Genomic DNA, 20727 nt, shown 5'->3' with positions numbered 1-20727 from the left:
CCTAGTCACATCCGTACTTCTTGATGTAGTTGCCCGAGTCGATCGGACCGCCGTCGACCGCGATGCACGGGTTCGGCGGATTGGACGGGTCGATGCCTTCTCCCAAACGCGCGGGCTGCGCGCTGAAGCGAATCGACATCGACACCGCGTCGCACCCGTAGCCCGGCTGGAAGTCGAGGTTCGGAGATTGTGCGACGTCGAGGGCCTGGCAAATCTGGCCGCGCACGAGTTCGTAAACGCCCGGAGTCTGACACACGTAACCCTGTCCGAAGCCGGCCGGCGTGGCGGCGGCGCCTGCGGCCGAGAGCAGATCGGTGGCTGAAACACGTCCGGCGATGGTCCCGTCCTCGATGGCGTAGAAGCGCTCTTGGCTCGCGGTCGGAGGCTGGTTCGGATCGCGCGGAGCCATGTGTTCGTCGAGCGGAACGAGCGTCGCCACGAAGACGGGCGAGTTCATGCTCAAGCCGATTTCGCCGAAGGGCACCGTCACGCTGCGGTCAACCCGGATGACCAGGTGATAGTCGTGCACGTAGCCCGAGCCGAACACGATCGGAAAACCGCCGACCATCGTCTTCGGCGCGTACGTCCACTCGTCGTCACCGCACCAACCGGGCGAGTACGTCGGCATGCCCCCGTCGTCCGGCTGGGATTCCGGACAGCGCGAGGAAACGACTCCATACGCACCGATGAGGCCGACTTCGACTTCCAGATCGTTCGCGCGTCCGTTGTATTTGCGAATGAAGAAAAGGCCGCCGCCCCGTCCGCGCGCGATGCTCTCGTTCACCCCTGCGAACTTGTCGATGTCGAAGGACCCGATGTCGAACGACTTGGCAGCGATGGCGAAGGAGTTGTCGACACCACCATCTGCATCGCAGATGGGGTCTCCCTTGCGCACACACGACGATGCGCCACCATCCGCGGAGCCGGGTCTCGTATCGCAGGTGCAAACGCCGTCGAGATCGAACCCTGGCTGGATGTTGTCCTCGTCTTTGAGCGAGAACTGCTTCATCGCCAGGACGATCGCGGGGAGCTCACGTGTCGGGTCGTCGTCACGACTCGGCTTCCCCGGAGGGCGGGCGTGCTGGCACGGATCGGGGATGGCGCCCGGGTCGGGGTTGCCGGCGTCGGTGGTCACGTCGGCCGCCGCAATGTCCTTGTCGACGCGCTCGATGCCAGCCACGAGCTGACACGCCGCGACGAGCATGCCGAGCGTGATCGCGATAGCTGCCGTCTTGCGGATCACACGATCACCATCGACCGCTGAAGCCGAGGCTCGCGCTGTGTGACGAGACGCTCGGCTGGAGCGCGACCTTGTTCGAGGGCCCCGACGTGAAGACGAGGATCGCGCCAATCGCCGTGCCGACGACGCCGATCGGAATGGCGACGTTCGCGACGTTCGCAAAGACGAGCGCGCGGTCGGTGGCGCGATTGCTCTCGTCGGCCTGAGCGCCGCTGCACGGCGTCGCGCACTGCTGCGCCTTGTCGTTGTTCACGATCGCCGCGACGCCGAACACGGCGCCCGCAGCCAAGGTCGCCACGCCTATCCCGCCGACGATGAAGCCCGCCGTGCGCCGGCCACTGCCGTCCGAAGCACGATCCGACGACGGATCGCTCGGCGTCGTGGTCCCGGTGGAGGTGTCGGCGAGCGTAGGCGCCGGCGTCGGGTTCGCGCTCGGCGTGTCCTCGAGGCGAGGAAGGGTGACCGTCTGCGAGCTTCCCCCGTCTTCGACGGTGATCTCGAACGTCTTCGACTTCTTGCCGGGGGCAGAGACGTCGACCGTGCGCTTGCCCGCATCGACCGGCACACCGCTCCAGAGCAGTTCGGCGCGCTCCTCTCCGTCGATCTTCACGACGAGGCCCGGCACCTTCGCGTCGGGCGGCGCCACGATGCGGACGCGCGAAATTCGCGGCTCGAGCTTCTCGGCATGTTGGCGAGCGAGCTCGGCGCGTTCGGTGCGCGGCGGGACGGAGACCCTCGCCTGCTGCTCGACGGCGCGGAACTCGCCCCAGGCCGAAGCCACGCGGCCGGTGTGCTCGTGACACAACGCGAGATTGAGAAGCGTGCCCTGCCCGGGATCGAGCCGGTAACTCTCCTTCAGGAGTGGACAGGCCTCTTCGTGCTTGCCTTGGGCGATGAGCGCCTTGGCACGCCGAAAGAGTTCTTCGGCGTCCGCGATGGCGTCAGCCCGCGCCTCGGGCACATAGAAGAAAGGCGCGCCGAAGACACCAGCGACCACCACACCCGCAAAGAAAGACCGGCGGACCCGAGCCCACCCCGACAAGACGTTCACCTGCACCGTCAAAGAACGCTAGCAGAGGCCGGCAAGCAGATCAGTAGCGCGTGTCGAGGTTCGGTGAGACGGGCGGCGGCGTCCCGCTGGGAGCCGACGGCGTTCGTGCCGTTCCCGACGCCGGAACCGGCGGATGCGCCGGTCCGGAACGGGCGGTCGGGCCGCCCGCGGGGACGGCGGGGACGACCGGCTTGCCCGCACGCGTAGACGAGGCAGGGACCGAGGGAGCCGGCCCCGCCGACGCCGGCGGCGTTGGTTCGTCGACCGGCTTGACGGGTGTCACCACGCTTACCGCCGGTGGCAGCTCCACGTGGGCGGAAGAAACGCTCGGACCTTCGGGTGGCGGCGCACTCGACGTCCCTTGCGCATGCGAGTTCCGTGACTTGGCCAGATACGCGACGCTCGCCACCGACGTCGCCAGCAGCAACGCGACCGCTCCGACGATGAGGGCCACGAGCGATCCCCGGAGCCCTCGCCGCGTCGCGGCCGGTCCCGTATCTCGCAAGCTTTGACCGGTCGTGCCAAAGACGATCGGGGCGGGGGCACTGGGCCAGCTCTGGCCCGGCGCCGGCGCCGCTGGTTGCGGCAGCATCGACGGCCGAATGCGCGGCATCGCCGTGCCGGGGCTGGCGTACGGATGAAGGCGCGCGGCGAGATCGGCGACGGTTGGAATGCGGTTGGCCGGGTTCTTTTCGAGACAGCCGAAGATCACGCGCTCGAGGCCTTCCGGCACCTCGGGCACGAACGAGCGAACGGCGAACGGTGGATCGGCGACGATCGACGCGAGCAGGCCGGACATGTTGTCGGCCATGAACGGGAGCTTGCCGGTGATGAGCTCGAAGAGCGTGACCCCGAGCGACCACACGTCCGTGCGGGCATCGACGTGCTTCGCGCTGCGGATTTGCTCCGGAGACATGTACGTCGGCGAACCGAAGACCGCCTGCGTCTCGGTCAGCTTGGGATCGAGCATGCCCTCGTTGTTCACCGCCTTCGAGATGCCGAAGTCGAGAACCTTCACGAGCGGCGAGCCGTCGTTCCGGTAGGTGAGAAAGCAGTTCGACGGCTTGAGATCGCGATGGATGATGCCGAGCGCGTGCGCCTCGGCGACGGCCTCGCAGACCTGCATGATGTACGAGACCGCGTGTGGCGCCGGGATGCGGCCGTGCTCGGTGAGCACACGCCCGAGATCGTTTCCGACGAGGTGCTCCATCACGAGGTACGGGGCGCCCGTCGTCTCGTCGGCCCCCGCGTCGAGCACGCGCACGACGTGCTCGCTCTTGATCCGCGCGGTGGCACGCGCTTCGCGGACGAACCTCTCGACCTGGACGCGATCCTGCGCCGCGTGCGGGTGAAGGAGCTTGATCGCCACCGGCTCGCCGAGCTCGGCGTGACGCGCGACGACGACGATCCCCATCCCGCCGGCGCCGAGATGACGTTCGACGACGTACCGGCCGATCTTCGTTCCGGGCGCAGGAGCGGCGTGCGCCGTCGTCGCCGTCAACGCAGGCGCGGTCTCCGCTTGCGTCAGCTGCTCGTCCGGACGCGACATCCGCGTGTGTTGCCCTTCGTCGCGCACTGTGGCCAGTCTACCGCGACCTGGGACCAATGGTATACAAGGGGCCGATGCAAAGGCTGTTGGGGACTGCTCTTGCTGGTCTCGTGCGGGTCGCGGGTGTCACCGTTCTTGCCTCCACGGCCTTGGCCTGCGCCGTACCGGTCGCCGCAGGACTCGACGAAGGCGATGCAAACCGCGTCGTCGTGACGCTCGATCAGGCCGGAATCGACGCTGTTAAGGAGACGGACCCCACCAACGAGGGAAAGTTCCGCGTCAACGTCCCCCGCGATGACGCAGCGCGTGCTCTCGCGACCATGGCCGACGAGCAGCTCCCCCGCCCCAAGGCGCGGGGCGTCCTCGAGGCCGCCGATCGGGGTCAGCTCGTTCCCAGCCAAGCCGCCGAGCACGCCCAGTTGGTCGCCGGCCTCTCCGGTGAGCTCGAGCGTACGCTCGCGAACCTGGACGGGGTCTTGTCCGCCCGCGTTCACCTCAATTTGCCCCCGCGCGACGGTCTCCGTGACGGTCCGCCCCCGAAAACCACCGCCAGCGTGCTCGTCGAGCACCGCGGCACGACCCCTCCGCTAACCGCCGAGAACATCCAGCGCCTCGTGTCGGGCGGCGCCCCTTCCCTCGCCCCCACCGACGTCGCGGTGGTCTTCGTTCCCCATGCGGCGCGTCCCATCGCGGGCCGTTCGGAGCTCATGCACGTCGGTCCGATCGCCGTTGCCCGTGGGTCGATGAACACGCTCAAAGGCGCGTTCGCCGGCCTGGTCCTCCTCGTCCTCGCCCTCCTCGGTGCCACGCTCGCGCTGTACGCGAAGCTCGCGCGCCTTCGTCGAGAGCGCGACGAGAACGCGGCGCTCGCGGCACGCACGGGCGGACCGCCCGGCGCTAGAATGGCGCCCAACGGCCCCGGCGGGCCGGGTTCGATGAGCATGCGACCAGGCGTAGGACCGTGATCTCGATCGAAGGCGTCTCCAAATCGTTCCGGCCAACCGGCGGCGGCCCCCCGAACCAGGTTCTCCGTTCGGTCTCCCTCGACGTGCCTCGGGGCTGCCTGTACGGCCTCATCGGCCCGGGCGCGTCCGGCAAGAGCATCCTCCTCAAGATGATCACCGGCCTCATGAAGCCGGATCACGGGCGCATCGTCGTCGACGGCGAAGACGTCACGACGGCGTCGGAGCTCGACCTGCAGCGCCTGCGGCTGAAGTTCGGAATGCTCTTCCAGAACAACGCCCTCTTCGATCACCTGACCGTGGGTGACAACATCGCCTTCCCGCTCCGGCGTCTCACCGACCTGCCCGAGGACGAAATCAAAAAGCGCGTCGACGAACGACTCGCCCACGTTGCCCTCACCGGCTTCGACACCCGCATGCCCGCCGGGCTCTCGGGAGGCCAGAAAAAGCGTGTCGGCGTCGCTCGCGCGACCATCACGCAGGCCTCGATCGTCCTCTACGACGAGCCGGCCGCAGGGCTCGATCCGGTCACCTCGCAGAAGATCTTCGACCTGCTTCGCGAAGAGCAACAGGCCTCGAACGCCACGGTCGTCATGGTCTCGAGTGATCTCGACCGGCTGCTCACCGTCACCGATCGCGTCGGCATGATGTACCGCGGCGAGCTCATCTTCGACGGCACCACCGCGGAGGCGAAGAGCAGCACCGAGCCGCGTGTGAAGCAGTTCGTCCACGGCCTCACCGAAGGTCCGCTCTGACGGGAGCACGCAACCGTGACGACGAAGCCCCCGGTCGCTCCGCACGACAGCCCCTACGAGGTCGTTCTCCTCGTCGCCTCGTGGGCACTTCTGGTCACCCTGTCCTCGCTCGTGGTGCGCCGCGACGAACGCAAGCTCGACGAGGCGCAGCTCGAGCGCGCTTGGACGCCGGCGAGCCGCGACAACGCGCTCATCGGCCTCTCTCTTCTGGGTTCGCCACTCCTCGGGCTCTTCGCAGTCGCCTACCACTTCGCGCGAACGCGCCGTTTTCGCCCGGTCGGGCTCCTGCAAGGCCTCGGTTGGAGCATCGGAATCCTCGCCATCAACGTCGTGTCGATGACGGGCCTCGCCTGGCTGTTCGACCTGCCTCTCGAATGACAGAGATCGAATGACAGAGACGCCCCTCGCCTCCTGACGGACGCGTTCGAGCTCGCGGAAGAGGTCCTTTCTCGACGCTTCCAACGGGCTCGGATGGCGCGTCGCAGCCCAACCAGGAAGGCGGCGCGCCGCTCGCTTGTTTCCGTTGCGAGAGCGAGGGTCGAACCATGAAAGCGTGGATGGCAAGAACGGCCAAAGCGGCGCTCGTTGCGCTCGTGGCGGGTCTGCCGGTTCTCACGATTCCGACAGCGGCCATGGCCCAGGACCAAGAGTCCCCTCCGCCGGAGACGCCGCCTGCACCCCCTCAAGCCGCACCGACGGCCGCCCCCGCGGCCCCACCGCAAGGCCAGTGGGTTCTCACGGACACCTACGGCTGGATCTGGGTCCCGGCGGGAGCGAGCTCGTACGCGATCGCCTCGCAGCCCTACGTGTACCTCTACACGCCGAGCTACGGCTGGACCTGGTACTTCTCGCCCTGGGGTTGGGGTCCTTATTACCGAGGCGCGTGGGTGCATCAACCCTGGGGTGGCCCGCGCGTGTGGGCGGGCGGCCGTTGGGTTTCGCCTCGCGTCTACGTGGCGCCGCGCTACGCCGTTCCGCGCGGGGCTTACCGCGCCGGCACGTACCACATGCGCGGCGGCTACTACCGCGGCGGGCATCGCTGAGACGCGGTTCGAGACACGCCGCCGAAACGCGCGTGTATAGTGCTTGCCTCGATGTCGGCCCAGGCGAGCGCGCCCACCCCTACCAAAAGCCCGAGTGGCCTCGAGGCAACGGCTGCCAAGGCGGGGGCGGCCTTCCTCAACATCGCGGGAACCGCGGGCGGGATGACGATCCTGCTCGCGCGCATCATTTCCCGCTTTTTCCCGCCCCGCATCGACTCGCGCGAGCTGTGGAAGAACCTCTACAAGATGGCGGTGAAGTCGCTGCCCATCGTGGTGGTCACGGCGCTCTTCACCGGCGCCATCATGGTCATCCAGGCCGCGACCATCGTGAAGCGGTACGGCGCCGAGGGACTTCTCGGTTGGGGCGCGGGCTTCGGCACCCTCCGTGAGATCGCACCGCTTCTCACCGCGCTGATGATCTCCGGGCGCGTCGGCGCCAACAACACGGCCGAGCTGGGAACGATGGTCGTCACCGAGCAGCTCGACGCGCTGCGCGTGCTCGCCATCGACCCCATCAGCTTTCTGATCGCCCCACGTTTCGTCGGCATCGTCAGCACGCTCTTCATGATGACGCTCTTCGCCGATGCCCTCGCCCTCTTCGGCGCGGCATACACGGGCCAAGCGCTCCTCGGCGTGAGCCCCCAGACCTTCTACAACGGCCTCACCACCGGTTTGCTCGGCTTCGGTGACGTCGCCAACGGTCTCTTCAAGAGCATCGTCTTCGGGCTCGTGATCGCCCTCGCCAGCTGTCATTTCGGCCTCGCCACCACGGGCGGTGCTCCAGGCGTCGGCCGCGCGGTCAACGCCACGGTCGTCGCGAGCGCGGCGGGCGTCTTCGTCCTCGACTACCTGGTGAGCTTCGCGCTGGGAGGATGAGAGAGAGATGAGGAGGATGAGAGCGTGACGGCGCAAACCGTTTCTCCCATCGACGACCAACCCGAGGAGCTCGGCTGGGTCGGTCACCTCGGCGCCGCGGCCATCGATCTGCTCATCGGCGGGCGCGAGCTCTACTCCGTGTTCGTCCGCACGCTCTATTACACGGCGCGCGGACGGCGGGAGAAGGGCGCGGTCGTCGCGCAGATGTACGAGATCGGCAACAAGTCGCTCTTCTTCTTGTCGATCACGATGGGCTTCATCGGGATGATCCTCGCCTACCAGGCAGGTCTCCAGGCCAAGCGCGTCGTGCCCGACTTCACGATGCTCGGCGCGACCTACCTCGAGCTCCTCGTGCGCGATTTGGCGGCCTCACTCGGTGCGCTCATGCTCGCCACACGCGTGGGTGCAGGCATCGCCGCCGAGATCGGGTCGATGGTCGTCACCGAGCAGATCGACGCGCTCCGCATGTGCGCCGCCGATCCTATCGACTTTCTGATCAAGCCGCGCTTCATCGCCAGCATCGTCATGACGATCGTGCTGATCGTCTGGTCCGGCGCGGTCGCCTTCGTGTCGGGTGCGATCACCGCCTACCTCGCCTTCGACGTTCCGCTCCAGACGTTCTTCAACGCGTCACTCGTCGACGTCGGCGACATGTCCGTCGGAGTCGCGAAGTGCTTCGCCTACGGCGCGGCCATCCCGGTCGTGAGCGGCTACTGCGGTCTGTCGACCTTCGGCGGCTCCGAGGGCGTCGGCTGGGCGACGACGCGCGCGGTCGTCAACACTTCGCTCGCCATCATCATCCTCAACTTCTTCATCTCGGGCGCCGGCTTCCTCATCTTCCCGGGCTGATCGATCGGCCTGCCCTCGCCTCGCGTGGCCCCCTGCGCCGCGTTCACGGAGACTTGGAGCCGTACTTCGTACGGTACTTCTCGCGGTAGGGCGTATGGCAGTCCTTGCAAACGGCCTTGGCCGCTTCGAGGTCGCCCTTGTCCGCGGCGGCCTTGCCCTTGTCGGCGATCGCAGTCCAGTTCGCGAACTCCGGATCGCTGGGCGCCATCGTCTTCGCCTGCGCGAAGATCGGCGACAGCGCTTTGGCGTCTCCCGCCGCCGCGGTCGCGCCCATCTTCTTCATGAGATCCTTCAGCGCCATATTCGCAGCCCCCGCAGGAGCGGCCGCGAGGAGCGCAGCGCCCACGAGACAGGCGAGCGCGAGCGCATGCACGTGGGGCAGAGCCAAACGGGTCTTTCGCATGGAATTCCCTTGTCCGGGTTCGATGTCGTGGACTTCTTCGCCGCCCGAGGTTCGACGGCGCAGCGGACGAAACGATCTCCGTGTACGCTAGGCAAAGGCCTCGCCGTCGTTTCGGATGATTCAATTCAAGAACATCATCAAGTCGTTCGGCCCGAAGACCGTCCTCAACGACGTCTCGTTCGACGTGCCCACGGGCTCGGTGTTTTTCATCATCGGGGCATCCGGCGTCGGTAAGAGCGTGCTCATCAAGCACCTCGTCGGCCTGCTCTATCCGGACAGCGGCGAGATCTGGCTCGACGACGAGGAGATCTCGAAGTTCGACGAGCAACAGATGGGCCCGATTCGGAAGAAGTGCGCCATGGTGTTTCAGCACTCGACGCTCTTCGATTCGATGACCTGCGCCGAAAACGTCGCGCTTCCGCTCCGCAAGCACAAGAACCTGAGCCTGAAAGACGCGCTCGGCGAAGCCCGCAAACGCCTGCAAATGGTCCACATGCAGGAGTTCGGCGACCGCTACCCGCCCGAGCTCGGCGACGGCATGCGCAAGCGCGTAGCCATCGCGCGCGCCCTCACGCTCGACCCGACGTACGTCCTCTTCGACGAGCCGACGACGTCGCTCGATCCGGTGAGCGCGCGGCGCGTCGACGTCCTGATTCGCGAGCTCTCCGACAAGCTCGGAGTGACCTCGATCGTGGTGAGCCACGACCTCGTGAGCATCTTCTCCATCGCCGACCGGATCGCGATGCTGTATCGCGGCAAGCTCCGGATGCTCGGCTCACGAGAGGAGTTCCGGGCCACCCCCGACGGCGTGGTTCAGCAGTTCATCAACGGCCACGCCACGGGCCCGATGGAGCTCTGAAACCCACGAAGTACGCAGGAACCTCGTGGCCTTCGGCCGCATTCGCCTGTAGCCTTGGCCATCGATGGCCCAGGAGAAATCGATCGAGGTCAAAGTCGGCATCCTGATCCTGGTCTCGCTCGGGATCCTCGCCGCCTTCGTCCTCATCATGGGAGGTCTGTCGTTCGAGAAGACCTATACGGTCTACGTCGACTTCGACAACCCGGGTGGCATGCAGTCGGGCGCGCCCGTGCGCATCGCGGGCGTGAAGGTCGGCAAGGTCAGCGACCTCGCCTTCATGGGCGGCAAGATCGATCCGAAGACGAACCGCCGCACGCTCGTCCGCGCCAAGCTCGCCATCGAGCAGCGCGTGCGTGAATCGATCCACGAAGACGCCGACTTCTACGTCACCACGCAGGGCGTCCTCGGCGAGCAGTTCTTGGCCATCGAGCCCGGTTCGCCCCTCAAGCCGGTTCTCCCCGACAACAGCGTCGTGAAGGGCATCGACCCGCCGCGCCTCGACCTGTTCCTCGCCAAGGCCTACGAGCTTCTCGACACCACGATCACGGGCATCCGAAACAACCGCGAGCTCATCAGCGACATCGCGACCAACACCGCGGGCCTGCTCAAGAACCTCAACGGCGTCCTCAGCGACAACAAAGAGCGCATCAACCGCACGGTGGCGAACCTCGAGTCGCTCACGGCCGAAGCCAACACCCTCACCGTCCACGCGCGCACGCAGTACGTCGACAACCCGAAGATCGCGCGCACGATCGACAACGTCGACAAGATCTCGACGGACCTTCGTAAAGACAGCGAGCCGATGCTCAAAGACGCCCGCGAGGCGCTCGCCAATTTGAACCGCGCCTCGAAGGTGGTCGGCGGCGAAGAGGAGCAAGCGAAGCTCAAGAAGGCGCTCGAAGACGTGGCCCAGCTCGCCGCCCGCGCCAATGCGACCGCGGCCGATGCGCAGGCCATCGTCACGCACATCAAGAAGGGCAACGGCACGGTCGGCGCGCTCGTGATGGACGAAGCGATCTACGACGACGTCCAGGAGATGGTGCGCGACCTCAAACACAATCCCTGGAAGTTCCTCTGGCGCGAATGACCGGCGCTTCCTGAGGAGCGCGTCCGACGAAGCGAACGAGGGCTCGGCGAGAGACGCTTCGCGTATGCGAAGCACGACCAGAAGTTAGTCGGTCGACGTATCGGGCGTGCTGGTATCGGGCACGCTGGTGTCGGGCGTGCTCGTGTCCGGTTTGCTCGTATCGGGCTTGGTGGCCGCGTCGTCACCGCCGCTCGCATCGCCGGGCGCGGCCGCTTCGCCGTCTCCCCCGTCCGTGGCCGCTGCTCCCGCCTCGCCCGGCGGCTTGCCCACCACGCTCGTGAGGTCGTCCGAGCAACGACGCGTCCCGTCACGCTGTTCGATGCAGATGAGCCCGGGCGCGCAATCGGTCGCCAGGAAGCATTCGCCGCCGGCCGCCTGCTCGCTATTGGAGCTGCACGCCGCAGGAAACAGGGCAAAGGCCGCGACCGGGCCCAGCACGACGAGCATGCGCAAAGCGCTGGTGTTGCGACGAACCTTCACGGCCGAAAAGCGTAAACGATTGGCACGCGACGAGCTACGGGCGAGCGCGTCACGACACCGAACTACGCGATGGTGAGAAGGACGTCGCCCTCGTTCACCGCCTGCCCTTCGGCGCAGGCGATCGATTCGACATTTCCAGACACCGGCGCCTCGACCGGCATCTCCATCTTCATCGACTCGAGAATCACGCAGACCTGGCCCTCGGACACGGAATCTCCGGGCTTCACTTCGATCTTCCAGACCGTTCCCGTAATGTGCGCGTTCACGTTGGTCGGCATCGACCGCATGGTCCAACGGGTCTGGCCCAGAGCGCAAGGCGCGTTCGAGTCGGAGCCGAGCCGGTGCGCGCGAGCTAGCGAGACCAGCGAGACACGCGAGACCAGCGAGACACGCGAGACACGCGAGACACGTGGGTGCGAGCAAACGCGACCGATTCGCGTGTTCCTAGCCCAGCCAGCGATCAATTCGTGCTAGGCCCGCATTACCGTTTGCGAACGCGGCTACGGGCAGGTAACTTTTCCGGCACCCGCTCCCCTGAACCACGATGGGACAAGTCCAGTGGCGCTGGACGACAGCCCTCGCGGCGACGGTGACCTAGAGAACCGAGAAGAACGAGAAACGCGATGGCGGAACAGAAAGAGAGCTCCGTTCTCTTCTCCCTCAAAGAGCTCATGAGCCTTGAGGAGGATCGGATCAAGCAAGAGGACGACGATCGGAAACTCAAGGAAGCCAACGAGCTCGCGGCCCGTCAGGAGGCCGAGCGCCGTGCACGCGAAGCGGAAGAAGCTCGCATGCGCGCCGAAGAGGAACGTCGTCGTCAGGAAGAGCAGCGCACGCGCGAAGAACAAGCGCGCGTCGATGCCATCCGCCAGGGCGAGATTGATCGCGCCCGCCACGAGGCCGAGAACCAGGCTCGCCTCCGCGCTCTCCAGCAGCAGCAGGAACACGAGCGCCAGCTCGCTGCGCTGTCGCAGGACAAGAAGAAGAAGCAGCTCACGTACATCGCTGTCGGCATCGGCGCGCTGGCCATCCTTGGCGCCGTCGGCGGCGGCCTGGCCGTGAAGGCGAACAACGACAAGCAGGCCGAGATCCAGGCCCGCCAGGCGAAAGAAATCGCCGAGAAGGAAGCCCAGCTCACCAAGCTGACGGGCGACCTCAAGGCGCAAAACGACGCGATCTCGGCCGCACAGGCCGAAGCTGCCAGCGCCAAGAGCGAAGCCGATCGCTCGGCTGCCCAGGCGAAGCTTCTCGCCGCTCAGGAGCAGCAGAAGCGCACGCAGGCCAACATCGCCGCGGTCCGCAGCGGTGGTGGTGGCGGTGGTGGCGGTGGCAGCAAGCCCGCTACTCCCCGTCCCGCCTGCACCTGCCAAGCCGGCGACCCGCTCTGCTCGTGTCTCTGACCGAACAAGCCCGCCCTCCTATCGCGTTCGCGCTCGACTTCGCAGACCGCGCCGAGGCTCTCGCCGCGGCTCGCGAAGTCGCGCCCGCGATTGGAATGGTCAAAGTCGGGCTGGAACTCTTCGTGCGTGAAGGCCCCTCGGTCGTGACGCTTGGTCGCGACGTGGGCCTTCCCGTATTTCTCGATCTGAAGCTCCACGACATCCCCGAGACGGTCGAGCGTGCGGTTGCGCAGGCTTCGACGCTCGGGGCGCGCCTCGTGACCGTGCACGCCAGCGGCGGCCGCACGATGTTGAATCGCGCGGTCGCGCGTGCGGAGTCCGAAGGCGCAGGCCTCGCGGTGTGCGCGGTGACTATCCTCACCTCGCTCGACGATGCCGATCTCGACGACATCGGTTTCGAGAGCGGCGTCACCCTGCCCCCCGAGCCCGATGGCATCGTTCGCACGCGCACGAGCTACGCAGCCGAAAAGCTCGCCCGCCTCGCGTGGGACGAAGGCGTGCGCTGGTTCGTGTGCTCGCCTGCCGAAGTGAAGTATCTCCGCCGCGCTCTCGGTCCCGACGCCGTGCTCGTCACGCCCGGCGTGCGGCCAGCCGGCGGCAACACCACCGACGATCAGAAGCGCGTCGCGACGCCCGAGCGCGCGATTCAGGACGGCGCGAGCTGGGTCGTCGTCGGTCGCCCCATTCGTGACGCGAAAGATCGCCTCGTGGCAGCTCGCTCCATCGCCGACGCCATCGCGCGTGTGAAGGTCTCGTCGTGAGGCTCGTAACCGGCCTCCAGCCCGTGCGCGAAGCAATTCGCGTCCACGGTGAAAAGCTCGAACGCGTGCTCGTCGAGAAAGACGGCGGACCGCAGATCGAAGCCGTCGCTCGCTTCGCGCAGGGTCGCGGGGCAGCGGTCGAACTCGTCTCGCGCGGGGACCTCGATCGCGCCTCCAAGGGCGCTCGCCATCAGGGCGCGATCGCTTACGCGCCCGATCTCGCTCTCGTGCCTCTCGAGGCGATCATCGCCGAGCTCGGGCCCACCACCCTCGTCGTGGCGCTCGACGAGCTCGAAGATCCGCAGAACTTCGGCGCGGTGATTCGTTCGTGCGTCGCCCTCGGTGCGAGTGCCATCCTCTGGCCCGAGCACCACGCTGCGCCTCTCTCCCCTGCCACGTTCCGCGCTTCTGCAGGCGCCGTGGAGCACGCCACGCTCTGTCGCGTAAGCGCGCTGCCGAACGCCCTCGAGCGCCTGCGCGACGCGGGTGCGACGATCATCGGCCTCGACGCCAACGCGGAGCATTCGCTTCCGAAGGTCGCGTTCGAAGGGCCCGTCGTCCTGGTCGTCGGCGCAGAAGGCAAAGGGCTCCGCAAGCCGGTCAAGCGCGCATGCACCGAGCTCGCGAACCTGCCCATGACCGGCGTGCTCGACTCGCTCAACGCTTCGGTCGCGGCGGCCATCGCCATCTACGAAGTGCTACGCCGCCGCAATCCGGCCTGAGCCGCACGGCGGTCGACGCCGATCCCGAGCGACGCGCGCCCCCACTGGGGCGACCACTTGCAAGGACCGTGACTTTCGGGGCCCACGATGGGCGAACCTCGAAATTCACGGTCCTTTGCACAAGTCTGTCGCGAACTCCGTTTGACTGTTCAATCAGCGCAACTGAGTTGCGCGGAGCACCGAACGGTTCGCGGGCCGCCTATTTTCACCGAGTTCCGTGACGGAAATCGGTGGAAAGGCGACGCGCACGCACGGTTCGGTACTCTACGGCGCCATGACTTCGCCCACCGTCCGGCTCGAGACCAACGGTCACGTCACCACGATCGTCCTCGCGCGCCCCGAGGTCCGCAATGCCGTCGACAGGACAACGGCGGCGGCCCTCGCGGACGCGTTCCGCGCCTTCGAGGCTGACGACAACGCGCGTGTGGCGGTCCTCTATGGCGAGGGCGGTACGTTCTGCGCGGGCGCCGATCTGGAGGCGTTCGCACGCGGCGAAGGCAACGTGCTCTCGCCCGAAGGCGACGGGCCCATGGGGCCTTCACGCTTCGTGTTGAGCAAGCCCGCCATCGCCGCCGTGAGCGGTCACGCCGTCGCCGGGGGGCTCGAGCTCGCGCTGCTCTGCGATCTGCGCGTGGTCGAGCAAGACGCCGTCTTCGGCGTGTTCTGCCGACGCTTCGGCGTTCCGCTCATCGACGGCGGCACGGTTCGCTTGCCGCGCCTCATCGGCCTCTCACGCGCGCTCGACATGATTCTGACCGGCCGGCCCGTCGGTGCCGAAGAGGCGCTCGCCATGGGGCTCGCCAACCGCGTGGTGCCTCGGGGCCAAGCGCGTGAAGCTGCGGAAGCTCTCGCTGCCGAGATCGCCTTCTTCCCTCAAACGACCATGCGTGGCGATCGCGCGAGTGCGTATGCGTCGTTCGACGTTCCGTTCGAGCACGCACTGGCGCGCGAGTTCGAGATCGGAATGCGCTCGCTCGGGGCCGGCGAAGCGAAGGCTGGCGCGACGTCGTTCGCGCAAGGGCGTGGGCGGCATGGCTCGTTCGACGCTGGCGTCGACGAGAAGACTCGCCGTTAGAAGCGGCCGGCGGACACCCCCTCGCGCCGGCATCATCACATCACGATCGACTGAGACTGCCGGCGGACACCCCCTCGCGCCGGCATCGAATCACGATCGATCGAGACTGCCGGCGGACACCCCCTCGCGCCGGCATCATTTCAAACCAAGAATTCGAATCAGCGAGCTTTGGTCGCGAGACGCTGAAGCTGCTCGCGCACGGCCTGCCGACGTTGTTCGATGAACTCGGGCACGAACGGAGAGCTCCCCGTGAAGTGCTCGATGATCTCCGGAATTGCGAACGGCATGAAGTGAATGCCGATCAGAGACACGATGAGTTGCGTGGAATCGAGCTTCTCGTCGAAGAGACCTTCACGCTGACCTTCGCGCGCGAACTCGAGGGCCGCAGCGAGAATGTCCTTCACCGTGTTGCCGACGTGCTCGCGCATGACGGGGCCCCAATCGAGAGCCTCGCGAACGAGAAGTCGCGCCGTGTGCGGTTGCGCCCCGAGCGTGGTCGTGATCGCGTCCGTCAGTCGATCGAGACGCTCGGAATACGAGCCTTCGGTCTGAGCAGCGGACAAGATCGCCGTCTTGACGTTGTCGAGCAGGTGCGTGAGCACCGTTGCGTAGAGAACGTCTTTGCTCGGGAAGTGGTGGAAGAGCGACGCCTTGCGAAGGCCGACGCGCTCGGCGAGATCGCCCATGCTCGCGCCTTCGTAGCCACGCTCGGCGAAGAGGCTCGTCGCTTCGACGACGATCTCCTCCTTGCGTAGCTTCTTGCGCTTGCGCGGTGCGATCGGTGTTTCGGAGCTGCGCGGTCCAGTCGGCGGAACCGACTCTCGGCGCGGCGGTTTCGAGGGCCTCACGACGGAGCTCACGAGTTACCTCGCGAGCGCGGCCCAGCATCGATGAGCGGGCGAAGCGGTTTCAAAATCTCCATGACATCGGCCTGCAGCTTTGATTGCGAATCGCGGGGCAAGAGCGACTCCGCCTGGAATAGAGCGAAGCCGACGTAATCGTTCATGAGCCCCACGAGCCAGGCGTCAGGGTCGTCGTCACCCGCGAGCATCGCGATGTTGCTCGCGATGCGGTGAGGCTTCAACGTCCCGTCCATCAGCGGCCCAGCCCCCATGAACAACGGATCGTATACTCCGCCTCCGGTTGCGAATCGAGACAGACCTTCACGCAGCTCGTCACCTTTTCCGGCAAGGTCACACCGTTGGTGGATCACCGCGAGCGCTGGATTGAATGTCTCAACGATCGCCTCCGGACCGCGTGGACGGGGTGCAACAACGAAAGCGCAGCCGCTCGACACAAGCTGGAATACGGCCCTGGTAACTTCGAATTCCAACTGACCGATTGCTCGGCCGATGTCTGCGATGCTCTTCTGTCCGTCGCATTCTGCAAACACCTGTTCGAGTTCTTCCGAGGCCTTTTTTCCAGGCACGGGAACAGGAATGTATGCATCACCAGGGATTTTTTCCCGGAAGAAACGCATCTCGTCCATTCGACGCGCAGCCTCCATCAAAAGGCCACCAGCGTTGAGGCTGTGACGCCTCAGAATGTGTCGCTCTTCGAAACGATCGAAGAAGTAGAACGCACCTTCCGTCACGTGCACGGCAGCGAAGAACACCTCTTCGACTTGTCGCGCCATCATCGAATACAGCTGCTCGGCAGCAACGATTCCGGTCTCGATCGCCGTCTCACCAAGACGCTTTCGAGTCTCCGTGCTGATGCGAACGATCGTCTCGAGCTGTTCGCGCGTGATCACACCAAACCGATACAGTGTCTCGCCAAGACGCTCTTCGGCGATGGTCGTCGACGCGGCGATGATCGTTCCGCCTTCGAAGTAGAGCGAGCGTGTTCCTTTCTCCGAGAGAACGATCAATTCGCCTTTCCAATTCGATTGAGCGGCAAGCGCCACGATGTCGGAAAGGGCACCGGGGGACCGGATCTCACCGGCGAGTTTCATGACGGCGTCGCCACCGCTCATGCTCCTCGCGACAATCAGATCGCGCGGGCTCGGGATGAGTCTCCACTCCCCCGCCCTCGGTCTCAACTGCTGGCTTGCCGTGCGGCCGACGGGGTGGACGGCCCCGGTCTGGTCCACGCGAAGCAAGTCGTCGCGATCGGACATCCAACCTAAGCTATCAGAGCCGCAGAAAAGCTTGCACTTTGACGCAGGCCATCGGAGACGCTCACCTATATAAACCGCGTTCGAGAGCGTTTTTCACGGCCGCCGTTTGCCCGTTCGTCGTTTGCCCTTCCAGTGCCACATTGGTTTGGGTTCTGTTTGGGACAATCACGAGCGCGATGCGGTAATGCATCGGGTCAGCAGCCGCGCCGTATCTGGTCTCTCGCCCGACCACCGACGCTGCAGTCCTCGTCACTCTTCGCCGCCCTTCCTCGTTCGTCCGTTGCACTCCGCACGAGCATTGCCCCGCATGAGCATGGACACAGCCAAGACGCCGCCCGACGCCGCTAGCCTCGAGAAGGCCATCTCCCGGACCTACATCGCCGATTCCCGCACGGCGCTCGCGGCCTGGCTCGCCCTTCAGCTCGGCCGACCGCTGCTGCTCGAAGGACCTGCCGGCGTGGGCAAGACGGACCTCGCCCGCGCGCTCGCCGAGACCCTCGAAAGGCCCCTGATTCGCCTGCAGTGCTACGAGGGCCTCGACGAAGGCAAAGCGCTCTACGAGTGGGATTACGCCAAGCAGATGCTCTACACGCAGCTGCTGCGCGACACGATCGCGTCACAGACCCAGGGGGCGAGCTCGGTGGCCGACGCGGCTGCGCGACTCCAGGGGGCCGAGAGCGAGTTCTTCAGTAAGCGCTTCCTGATCGCGCGCCCCCTTCTCGCGGCGCTGCAGAGCGACGTACCGGTCGTCTTGCTCATCGACGAGGTCGACCGCGCCGATCCGGAGTTCGAGGCGTTCCTGCTCGAGATCCTCGCCGAGCAGCAGGTCACCATCCCCGAGCTCGGAACGATTCGATCCGTTCATACGCCGCTCGTTCTGCTCACGACGAACGCCACGCGCGACATGACGGACGCGCTACGGCGGCGCTGCCTGCACACGTTCCTCGACTACCCGCCGCCGTCGCGTGAGCTCGCCATCCTCGAACTGCGCGTGCCCGGCATCGCGCGCGAGCTCGCCGAGGCGCTGGTCCGCTTCGTGGCGGACGTCCGCAAGCTCGACCTTCGCAAGCTGCCCTCGATCTCCGAGACCATCGACTGGGCGCGCGCGCTTCTTCTCCTTGGCGCCAGCGGACTCGATCGGACGCTCGTCACCGAGACCCTTGGCGTCCTCGTAAAGCACGAAGAAGACCGCCTCAAGGTGACGAACGCAGCCAACAAGCTGCTCGGCTCCTGATTCGAGAAGCGCGCGCCGCCACGACGTCGCGCCGCTGCGCCGCCTTAACCAACATCCATCGACGAGCGCGCGCAGCACTCGTCGATGGAGCCTTCCCGATCTCACATCACCGTGCAGCCATCGGCTGCAAACGGATCAGCTCTCGGCGGGCGGCGGGATGCTCTTGCCGTTCTCTTGCTTGTGATCGGCCTTGTTGAGCGACGGCGCGTCTCCGACTTCGAGCGCGCACTCGCCGAAGATGACCTGCATCTTCGAGCCGGTCACCGCGAGCTTCACCTCGAGCGACTTCGCGCGAAGGACGGTGTTGTCCTTCACGGAGCCCGAGAGCTGGACCTTGTCCACGTCGAACTCGCCCGAGAGCTCGCCGTCGCTCTTGAGCTCGCCTGCCTTCACTTTTCCGCTCACCGCGCCGCTCGTGGCCACCGTCAACGACGGCGCCTCGATGTCTCCGTTGATCGTCCCTTTGACGAGAATCGGACACGTCGACGTCAGCGACCCCTTGAACGTCGTGCCTTCCTCGACCAGCGTTCGCTTCTCGGTCGCGGAGGCGCCGAGGCCCGTCTTCAGATCGCTCATCCCTCGCTCCTTCTGTTCCGTTACTTCTTGGACGACTTCGAACCGTTGCCGTTACCGTTTCCGGTCGGTCCGGCCGTCGTGATTTTCATACGCAGCTGACAACCAGGCTCGAAAGCGAAGCGCGTCAGCTCGGCTGGCTGCTGCACTGCACCGACGAGTGATCCCGTCGACGTCACGACGAGCTGACTCGCGCCGATGATGCCTGCCTGCGCGCGCTTGCCGTCCGTCTTCTCGAAGAACTTGCCGTTGATGGTGATGTTGCCCGCGCCCGTGATCTGGCAGCCCTGGAGCACGCCATCCGAGCCGATGACGAGCTCGGTCCCGCGACCGAGCGCAATCGTGCACTGCTCGAAGAGACTCTCGATCTCCACCATCGCGCCCTCGTCGAACTGGAGAGCGGCGTTGCGGAGTGTGTCGCCACGACCGAAGTAACGTCGGTTCGAGCGATCGTCGGCGGGACGCGCAGGCATCTCGCCGGCGAGGAACGCGGCGACCTGCGTGGCCGTGACGCGCACCGAGCCATCGGCGTTCGGGCTGTTGTCGAGCCAGTCGGCCTTGATGCCCTGGATGTTGGCGCCCTTCGCGTTGATCCCGTAGACCTTCGCGCCGGTGAAGTTCGCGCCTTCGAGCTTCGCATCGCCGAGCGTGGCGTTGCGGAGGTCGGCGTTCGTGAGGTCGGCGCTCGCGAGGTTTGCCTTCGTGAGATCGGCCTTGGTGAGGACCGCGCCCACGAGCTTGACGCCACGTCCTTTGACGGAGCGAAGCGTGGCGTCGCCGAGCGTCGCGCCCGAGAAGTCTGCGTCCTCGAGGTTCGAGTCCGACAGGTTCGCGTTCGTGAGCTCGGACTTCATCATCTTGACGCCGCCGAGGTAACACTCCCCGAGATCGGCATGGGTCAAGACGGCGCCCGCGACGTCGGCTCCGCCGAGGTTCGCGAGATCGAGCTGCGCGTGCGTGAGGCGCGCGCCCGCAAGGTTGGCTCCCTGCAGGTTCGCGCCTTCGAGGTTTGCACGCGACAGATTCGCGCCCGCCAGAAGCGTGCGCTGGAGATTGGCTCCTTCGAGATCGGCGTTGTCGAGGTTTGCGTCGCGCAAGTCGGCGCCGGAAAGGAACGCCTCGCAGAGGTTCGCGCTCTTCAGATTCGCGTTGCGTAGGCGCGCGCCTTCGAGATTGGCGCCGACCATGTCGCAACGACGAAAGCTGGCGCCTTCGAGCACCGCGTTGGCGAGGTTGATCCCCGACAGATCCGCGCGGTCGATCTTCTCGCCGCGTTTGACTTTACTGACGACGGCATCGGGCGTGAGCTCGGCCATGTCTTCTCCCGGTAACGATGCGAAGCGTTCGTTCGTGCGTGATGACGAAGCGGACGAAGGCGGATGAAGGCGGATGAAGAAACCTGCGCGTCCTTCGTGCTCTCTCGAACCGTCGACGACTCTTCATCATCGACGTTCGAAGCGACGAGGAACGCATCGAGAATACAGATTCGAGTTCTGAAGTTAACAACTGTCGCGCGATCGAAATGACTTTCGGTGTGCCGGCTACCCACCTCTCGTCAACGTTGGCTCTCGTGAAGCATGAACGCTCGGCGCGACCTCGCATCGCGCCTGTCATGCAAATGCATCAGGCGAAGCGGCGACGCGAACCGTGCGCGTGCATCACGCAAGCGCCGTAAGAGCGTAAATCGCG

Annotated in this window: 23 protein-coding genes; 13 read left to right on the top strand and 10 right to left on the bottom strand. The window is 66.0% G+C overall.

Going from position 1 to position 20727, the window contains the following annotated elements:
• Position 1 precedes the first annotated feature (1 nt).
• From AKJ09_RS38585 to AKJ09_RS38575, 3 genes are all read right to left on the bottom strand, one after another.
• Positions 2-1243 (bottom strand): hypothetical protein, encoded by a 1242-nt coding sequence (locus AKJ09_RS38585; protein WP_146652837.1) that lies wholly within the window; start codon positions 1241-1243, stop codon positions 2-4.
• 4 nt (positions 1244-1247) lie between these two features.
• Positions 1248-2240, bottom strand: coding sequence for a tetratricopeptide repeat protein (locus AKJ09_RS38580; RefSeq protein WP_146652836.1), 993 nt, complete (start codon positions 2238-2240; stop codon positions 1248-1250).
• 91 nt (positions 2241-2331) lie between these two features.
• Complete coding sequence (locus tag AKJ09_RS38575) at positions 2332-3840, bottom strand: serine/threonine-protein kinase (protein WP_146652835.1); 1509 nt, start codon at positions 3838-3840, stop codon at positions 2332-2334.
• A 74-nt stretch (positions 3841-3914) separates the two neighbouring features.
• On the opposite strand from AKJ09_RS38575, the gene AKJ09_RS38570 reads away from it, so the two are divergent.
• From AKJ09_RS38570 to AKJ09_RS38545, 6 genes are all read left to right on the top strand, one after another.
• Positions 3915-4805 (top strand): hypothetical protein, encoded by an 891-nt coding sequence (locus AKJ09_RS38570; protein ID WP_169928209.1) that lies wholly within the window; start codon positions 3915-3917, stop codon positions 4803-4805.
• Complete coding sequence (locus AKJ09_RS38565; protein WP_146652833.1) at positions 4802-5557, top strand: ABC transporter ATP-binding protein; 756 nt, start codon at positions 4802-4804, stop codon at positions 5555-5557. The genes AKJ09_RS38570 and AKJ09_RS38565 overlap by 4 nt, the downstream gene beginning before the upstream one ends.
• A gap of 15 nt (positions 5558-5572) precedes the next feature.
• Complete coding sequence (locus AKJ09_RS38560) at positions 5573-5935, top strand: hypothetical protein (protein ID WP_146652832.1); 363 nt, start codon at positions 5573-5575, stop codon at positions 5933-5935.
• A gap of 167 nt (positions 5936-6102) precedes the next feature.
• Entirely contained in the window at positions 6103-6600 is a 498-nt protein-coding gene (locus tag AKJ09_RS38555; RefSeq protein WP_146652831.1) for a hypothetical protein, read from the top strand.
• Positions 6601-6651: 51 nt separating this feature from the next.
• A complete protein-coding gene (locus AKJ09_RS38550) occupies positions 6652-7476 on the top strand; it encodes an MlaE family ABC transporter permease (RefSeq protein ID WP_146652830.1) in 825 nt (274 codons plus the stop codon).
• Between the two features lie 24 nt (positions 7477-7500).
• A complete protein-coding gene (locus tag AKJ09_RS38545) occupies positions 7501-8325 on the top strand; it encodes an MlaE family ABC transporter permease (RefSeq protein ID WP_146652829.1) in 825 nt (274 codons plus the stop codon).
• 43 nt (positions 8326-8368) lie between these two features.
• On the opposite strand, the gene AKJ09_RS38540 is transcribed toward AKJ09_RS38545, so the two are convergent.
• Entirely contained in the window at positions 8369-8728 is a 360-nt protein-coding gene (locus AKJ09_RS38540) for a hypothetical protein (RefSeq protein ID WP_146652828.1), read from the bottom strand.
• 115 nt (positions 8729-8843) lie between these two features.
• Here AKJ09_RS38540 and AKJ09_RS38535 point away from each other — a divergent pair, with 115 nt between their 5' ends.
• The gene (locus AKJ09_RS38535; protein ID WP_146652827.1) at positions 8844-9587 is read left to right on the top strand and encodes an ABC transporter ATP-binding protein; all 744 of its coding nucleotides are present in this window, start codon (positions 8844-8846) and stop codon (positions 9585-9587) included.
• A 64-nt stretch (positions 9588-9651) separates the two neighbouring features.
• Positions 9652-10674 carry an MlaD family protein gene (locus AKJ09_RS38530; protein WP_146652826.1) on the top strand — a complete coding sequence of 341 codons (1023 nt, stop codon included), beginning with the start codon at positions 9652-9654 and terminating at the stop codon, positions 10672-10674.
• A gap of 84 nt (positions 10675-10758) precedes the next feature.
• Here the strand turns inward: AKJ09_RS38530 and AKJ09_RS38525 are convergent, their stop codons facing one another.
• Positions 10759-11154 carry a hypothetical protein gene (locus AKJ09_RS38525; protein WP_146652825.1) on the bottom strand — a complete coding sequence of 132 codons (396 nt, stop codon included), beginning with the start codon at positions 11152-11154 and terminating at the stop codon, positions 10759-10761.
• A gap of 62 nt (positions 11155-11216) precedes the next feature.
• Entirely contained in the window at positions 11217-11432 is a 216-nt protein-coding gene (locus tag AKJ09_RS38520) for a biotin/lipoyl-binding carrier protein (RefSeq protein ID WP_146652824.1), read from the bottom strand.
• A gap of 345 nt (positions 11433-11777) precedes the next feature.
• Between AKJ09_RS38520 and AKJ09_RS38515 the strand changes: the two genes are divergently transcribed.
• The 4 genes from AKJ09_RS38515 (at position 11778) to AKJ09_RS38500 (ending at position 15112) form a co-directional block, all read left to right on the top strand.
• Positions 11778-12554, top strand: a complete 777-nt coding sequence (locus tag AKJ09_RS38515; RefSeq protein ID WP_146652823.1) for a hypothetical protein — start codon at positions 11778-11780, stop codon at positions 12552-12554.
• Entirely contained in the window at positions 12545-13315 is a 771-nt protein-coding gene (gene pyrF / locus AKJ09_RS38510) for an orotidine-5'-phosphate decarboxylase (RefSeq protein ID WP_240488755.1), read from the top strand. Before AKJ09_RS38515 ends, pyrF begins: the two co-directional genes overlap by 10 nt.
• Complete coding sequence (gene rlmB, locus AKJ09_RS38505; RefSeq protein ID WP_146652821.1) at positions 13312-14037, top strand: 23S rRNA (guanosine(2251)-2'-O)-methyltransferase RlmB; 726 nt, start codon at positions 13312-13314, stop codon at positions 14035-14037. Before pyrF ends, rlmB begins: the two co-directional genes overlap by 4 nt.
• A gap of 274 nt (positions 14038-14311) precedes the next feature.
• Positions 14312-15112, top strand: a complete 801-nt coding sequence (locus AKJ09_RS38500) for a crotonase/enoyl-CoA hydratase family protein (protein ID WP_146652820.1) — start codon at positions 14312-14314, stop codon at positions 15110-15112.
• A 158-nt stretch (positions 15113-15270) separates the two neighbouring features.
• Here the strand turns inward: AKJ09_RS38500 and AKJ09_RS38495 are convergent, their stop codons facing one another.
• Both AKJ09_RS38495 and AKJ09_RS38490 read right to left on the bottom strand, forming a co-directional pair.
• Entirely contained in the window at positions 15271-15960 is a 690-nt protein-coding gene (locus tag AKJ09_RS38495; RefSeq protein WP_205633920.1) for a TetR/AcrR family transcriptional regulator, read from the bottom strand.
• Between the two features lie 8 nt (positions 15961-15968).
• Complete coding sequence (locus AKJ09_RS38490; RefSeq protein WP_169928208.1) at positions 15969-17087, bottom strand: DUF4388 domain-containing protein; 1119 nt, start codon at positions 17085-17087, stop codon at positions 15969-15971.
• Positions 17088-17544: 457 nt separating this feature from the next.
• On the opposite strand from AKJ09_RS38490, the gene AKJ09_RS38485 reads away from it, so the two are divergent.
• The gene (locus AKJ09_RS38485; RefSeq protein ID WP_169928741.1) at positions 17545-18465 is read left to right on the top strand and encodes an AAA family ATPase; all 921 of its coding nucleotides are present in this window, start codon (positions 17545-17547) and stop codon (positions 18463-18465) included.
• 135 nt (positions 18466-18600) lie between these two features.
• Here the strand turns inward: AKJ09_RS38485 and AKJ09_RS38480 are convergent, their stop codons facing one another.
• A complete protein-coding gene (locus AKJ09_RS38480) occupies positions 18601-19041 on the bottom strand; it encodes a bactofilin family protein (RefSeq protein ID WP_146652816.1) in 441 nt (146 codons plus the stop codon).
• Between the two features lie 20 nt (positions 19042-19061).
• The gene (locus AKJ09_RS38475; protein ID WP_146652815.1) at positions 19062-20354 is read right to left on the bottom strand and encodes a pentapeptide repeat-containing protein; all 1293 of its coding nucleotides are present in this window, start codon (positions 20352-20354) and stop codon (positions 19062-19064) included.
• Positions 20355-20727 lie beyond the last annotated feature (373 nt).

The organism is Labilithrix luteola (assembly GCF_001263205.1).
Taxonomy (GTDB): domain Bacteria; phylum Myxococcota_A; class Polyangia; order Polyangiales; family Polyangiaceae; genus Labilithrix; species Labilithrix luteola.
This window is presented reverse-complemented; position numbering and strand designations above follow the sequence as displayed.

Coding starts and splice junctions, on each gene's coding strand:
- AKJ09_RS38530 (WP_146652826.1), top strand. CDS start 9,652: ATGGCCCAGGAGAAATCGATCGAGGTCAAAGTCGGCATCCTGATCCTG.
- AKJ09_RS38475 (WP_146652815.1), bottom strand. CDS start 20,354: ATGGCCGAGCTCACGCCCGATGCCGTCGTCAGTAAAGTCAAACGCGGC.
- AKJ09_RS38500 (WP_146652820.1), top strand. CDS start 14,312: ATGACTTCGCCCACCGTCCGGCTCGAGACCAACGGTCACGTCACCACG.
- AKJ09_RS38540 (WP_146652828.1), bottom strand. CDS start 8,728: ATGCGAAAGACCCGTTTGGCTCTGCCCCACGTGCATGCGCTCGCGCTC.
- AKJ09_RS38480 (WP_146652816.1), bottom strand. CDS start 19,041: ATGAGCGATCTGAAGACGGGCCTCGGCGCCTCCGCGACCGAGAAGCGA.
- AKJ09_RS38575 (WP_146652835.1), bottom strand. CDS start 3,840: ATGTCGCGTCCGGACGAGCAGCTGACGCAAGCGGAGACCGCGCCTGCG.
- AKJ09_RS38515 (WP_146652823.1), top strand. CDS start 11,778: ATGGCGGAACAGAAAGAGAGCTCCGTTCTCTTCTCCCTCAAAGAGCTC.
- AKJ09_RS38570 (WP_169928209.1), top strand. CDS start 3,915: ATGCAAAGGCTGTTGGGGACTGCTCTTGCTGGTCTCGTGCGGGTCGCG.
- AKJ09_RS38520 (WP_146652824.1), bottom strand. CDS start 11,432: ATGCCGACCAACGTGAACGCGCACATTACGGGAACGGTCTGGAAGATC.
- AKJ09_RS38485 (WP_169928741.1), top strand. CDS start 17,545: ATGGACACAGCCAAGACGCCGCCCGACGCCGCTAGCCTCGAGAAGGCC.
- AKJ09_RS38535 (WP_146652827.1), top strand. CDS start 8,844: ATGATTCAATTCAAGAACATCATCAAGTCGTTCGGCCCGAAGACCGTC.
- AKJ09_RS38490 (WP_169928208.1), bottom strand. CDS start 17,087: ATGAGCGGTGGCGACGCCGTCATGAAACTCGCCGGTGAGATCCGGTCC.
- AKJ09_RS38555 (WP_146652831.1), top strand. CDS start 6,103: ATGAAAGCGTGGATGGCAAGAACGGCCAAAGCGGCGCTCGTTGCGCTC.
- AKJ09_RS38550 (WP_146652830.1), top strand. CDS start 6,652: ATGTCGGCCCAGGCGAGCGCGCCCACCCCTACCAAAAGCCCGAGTGGC.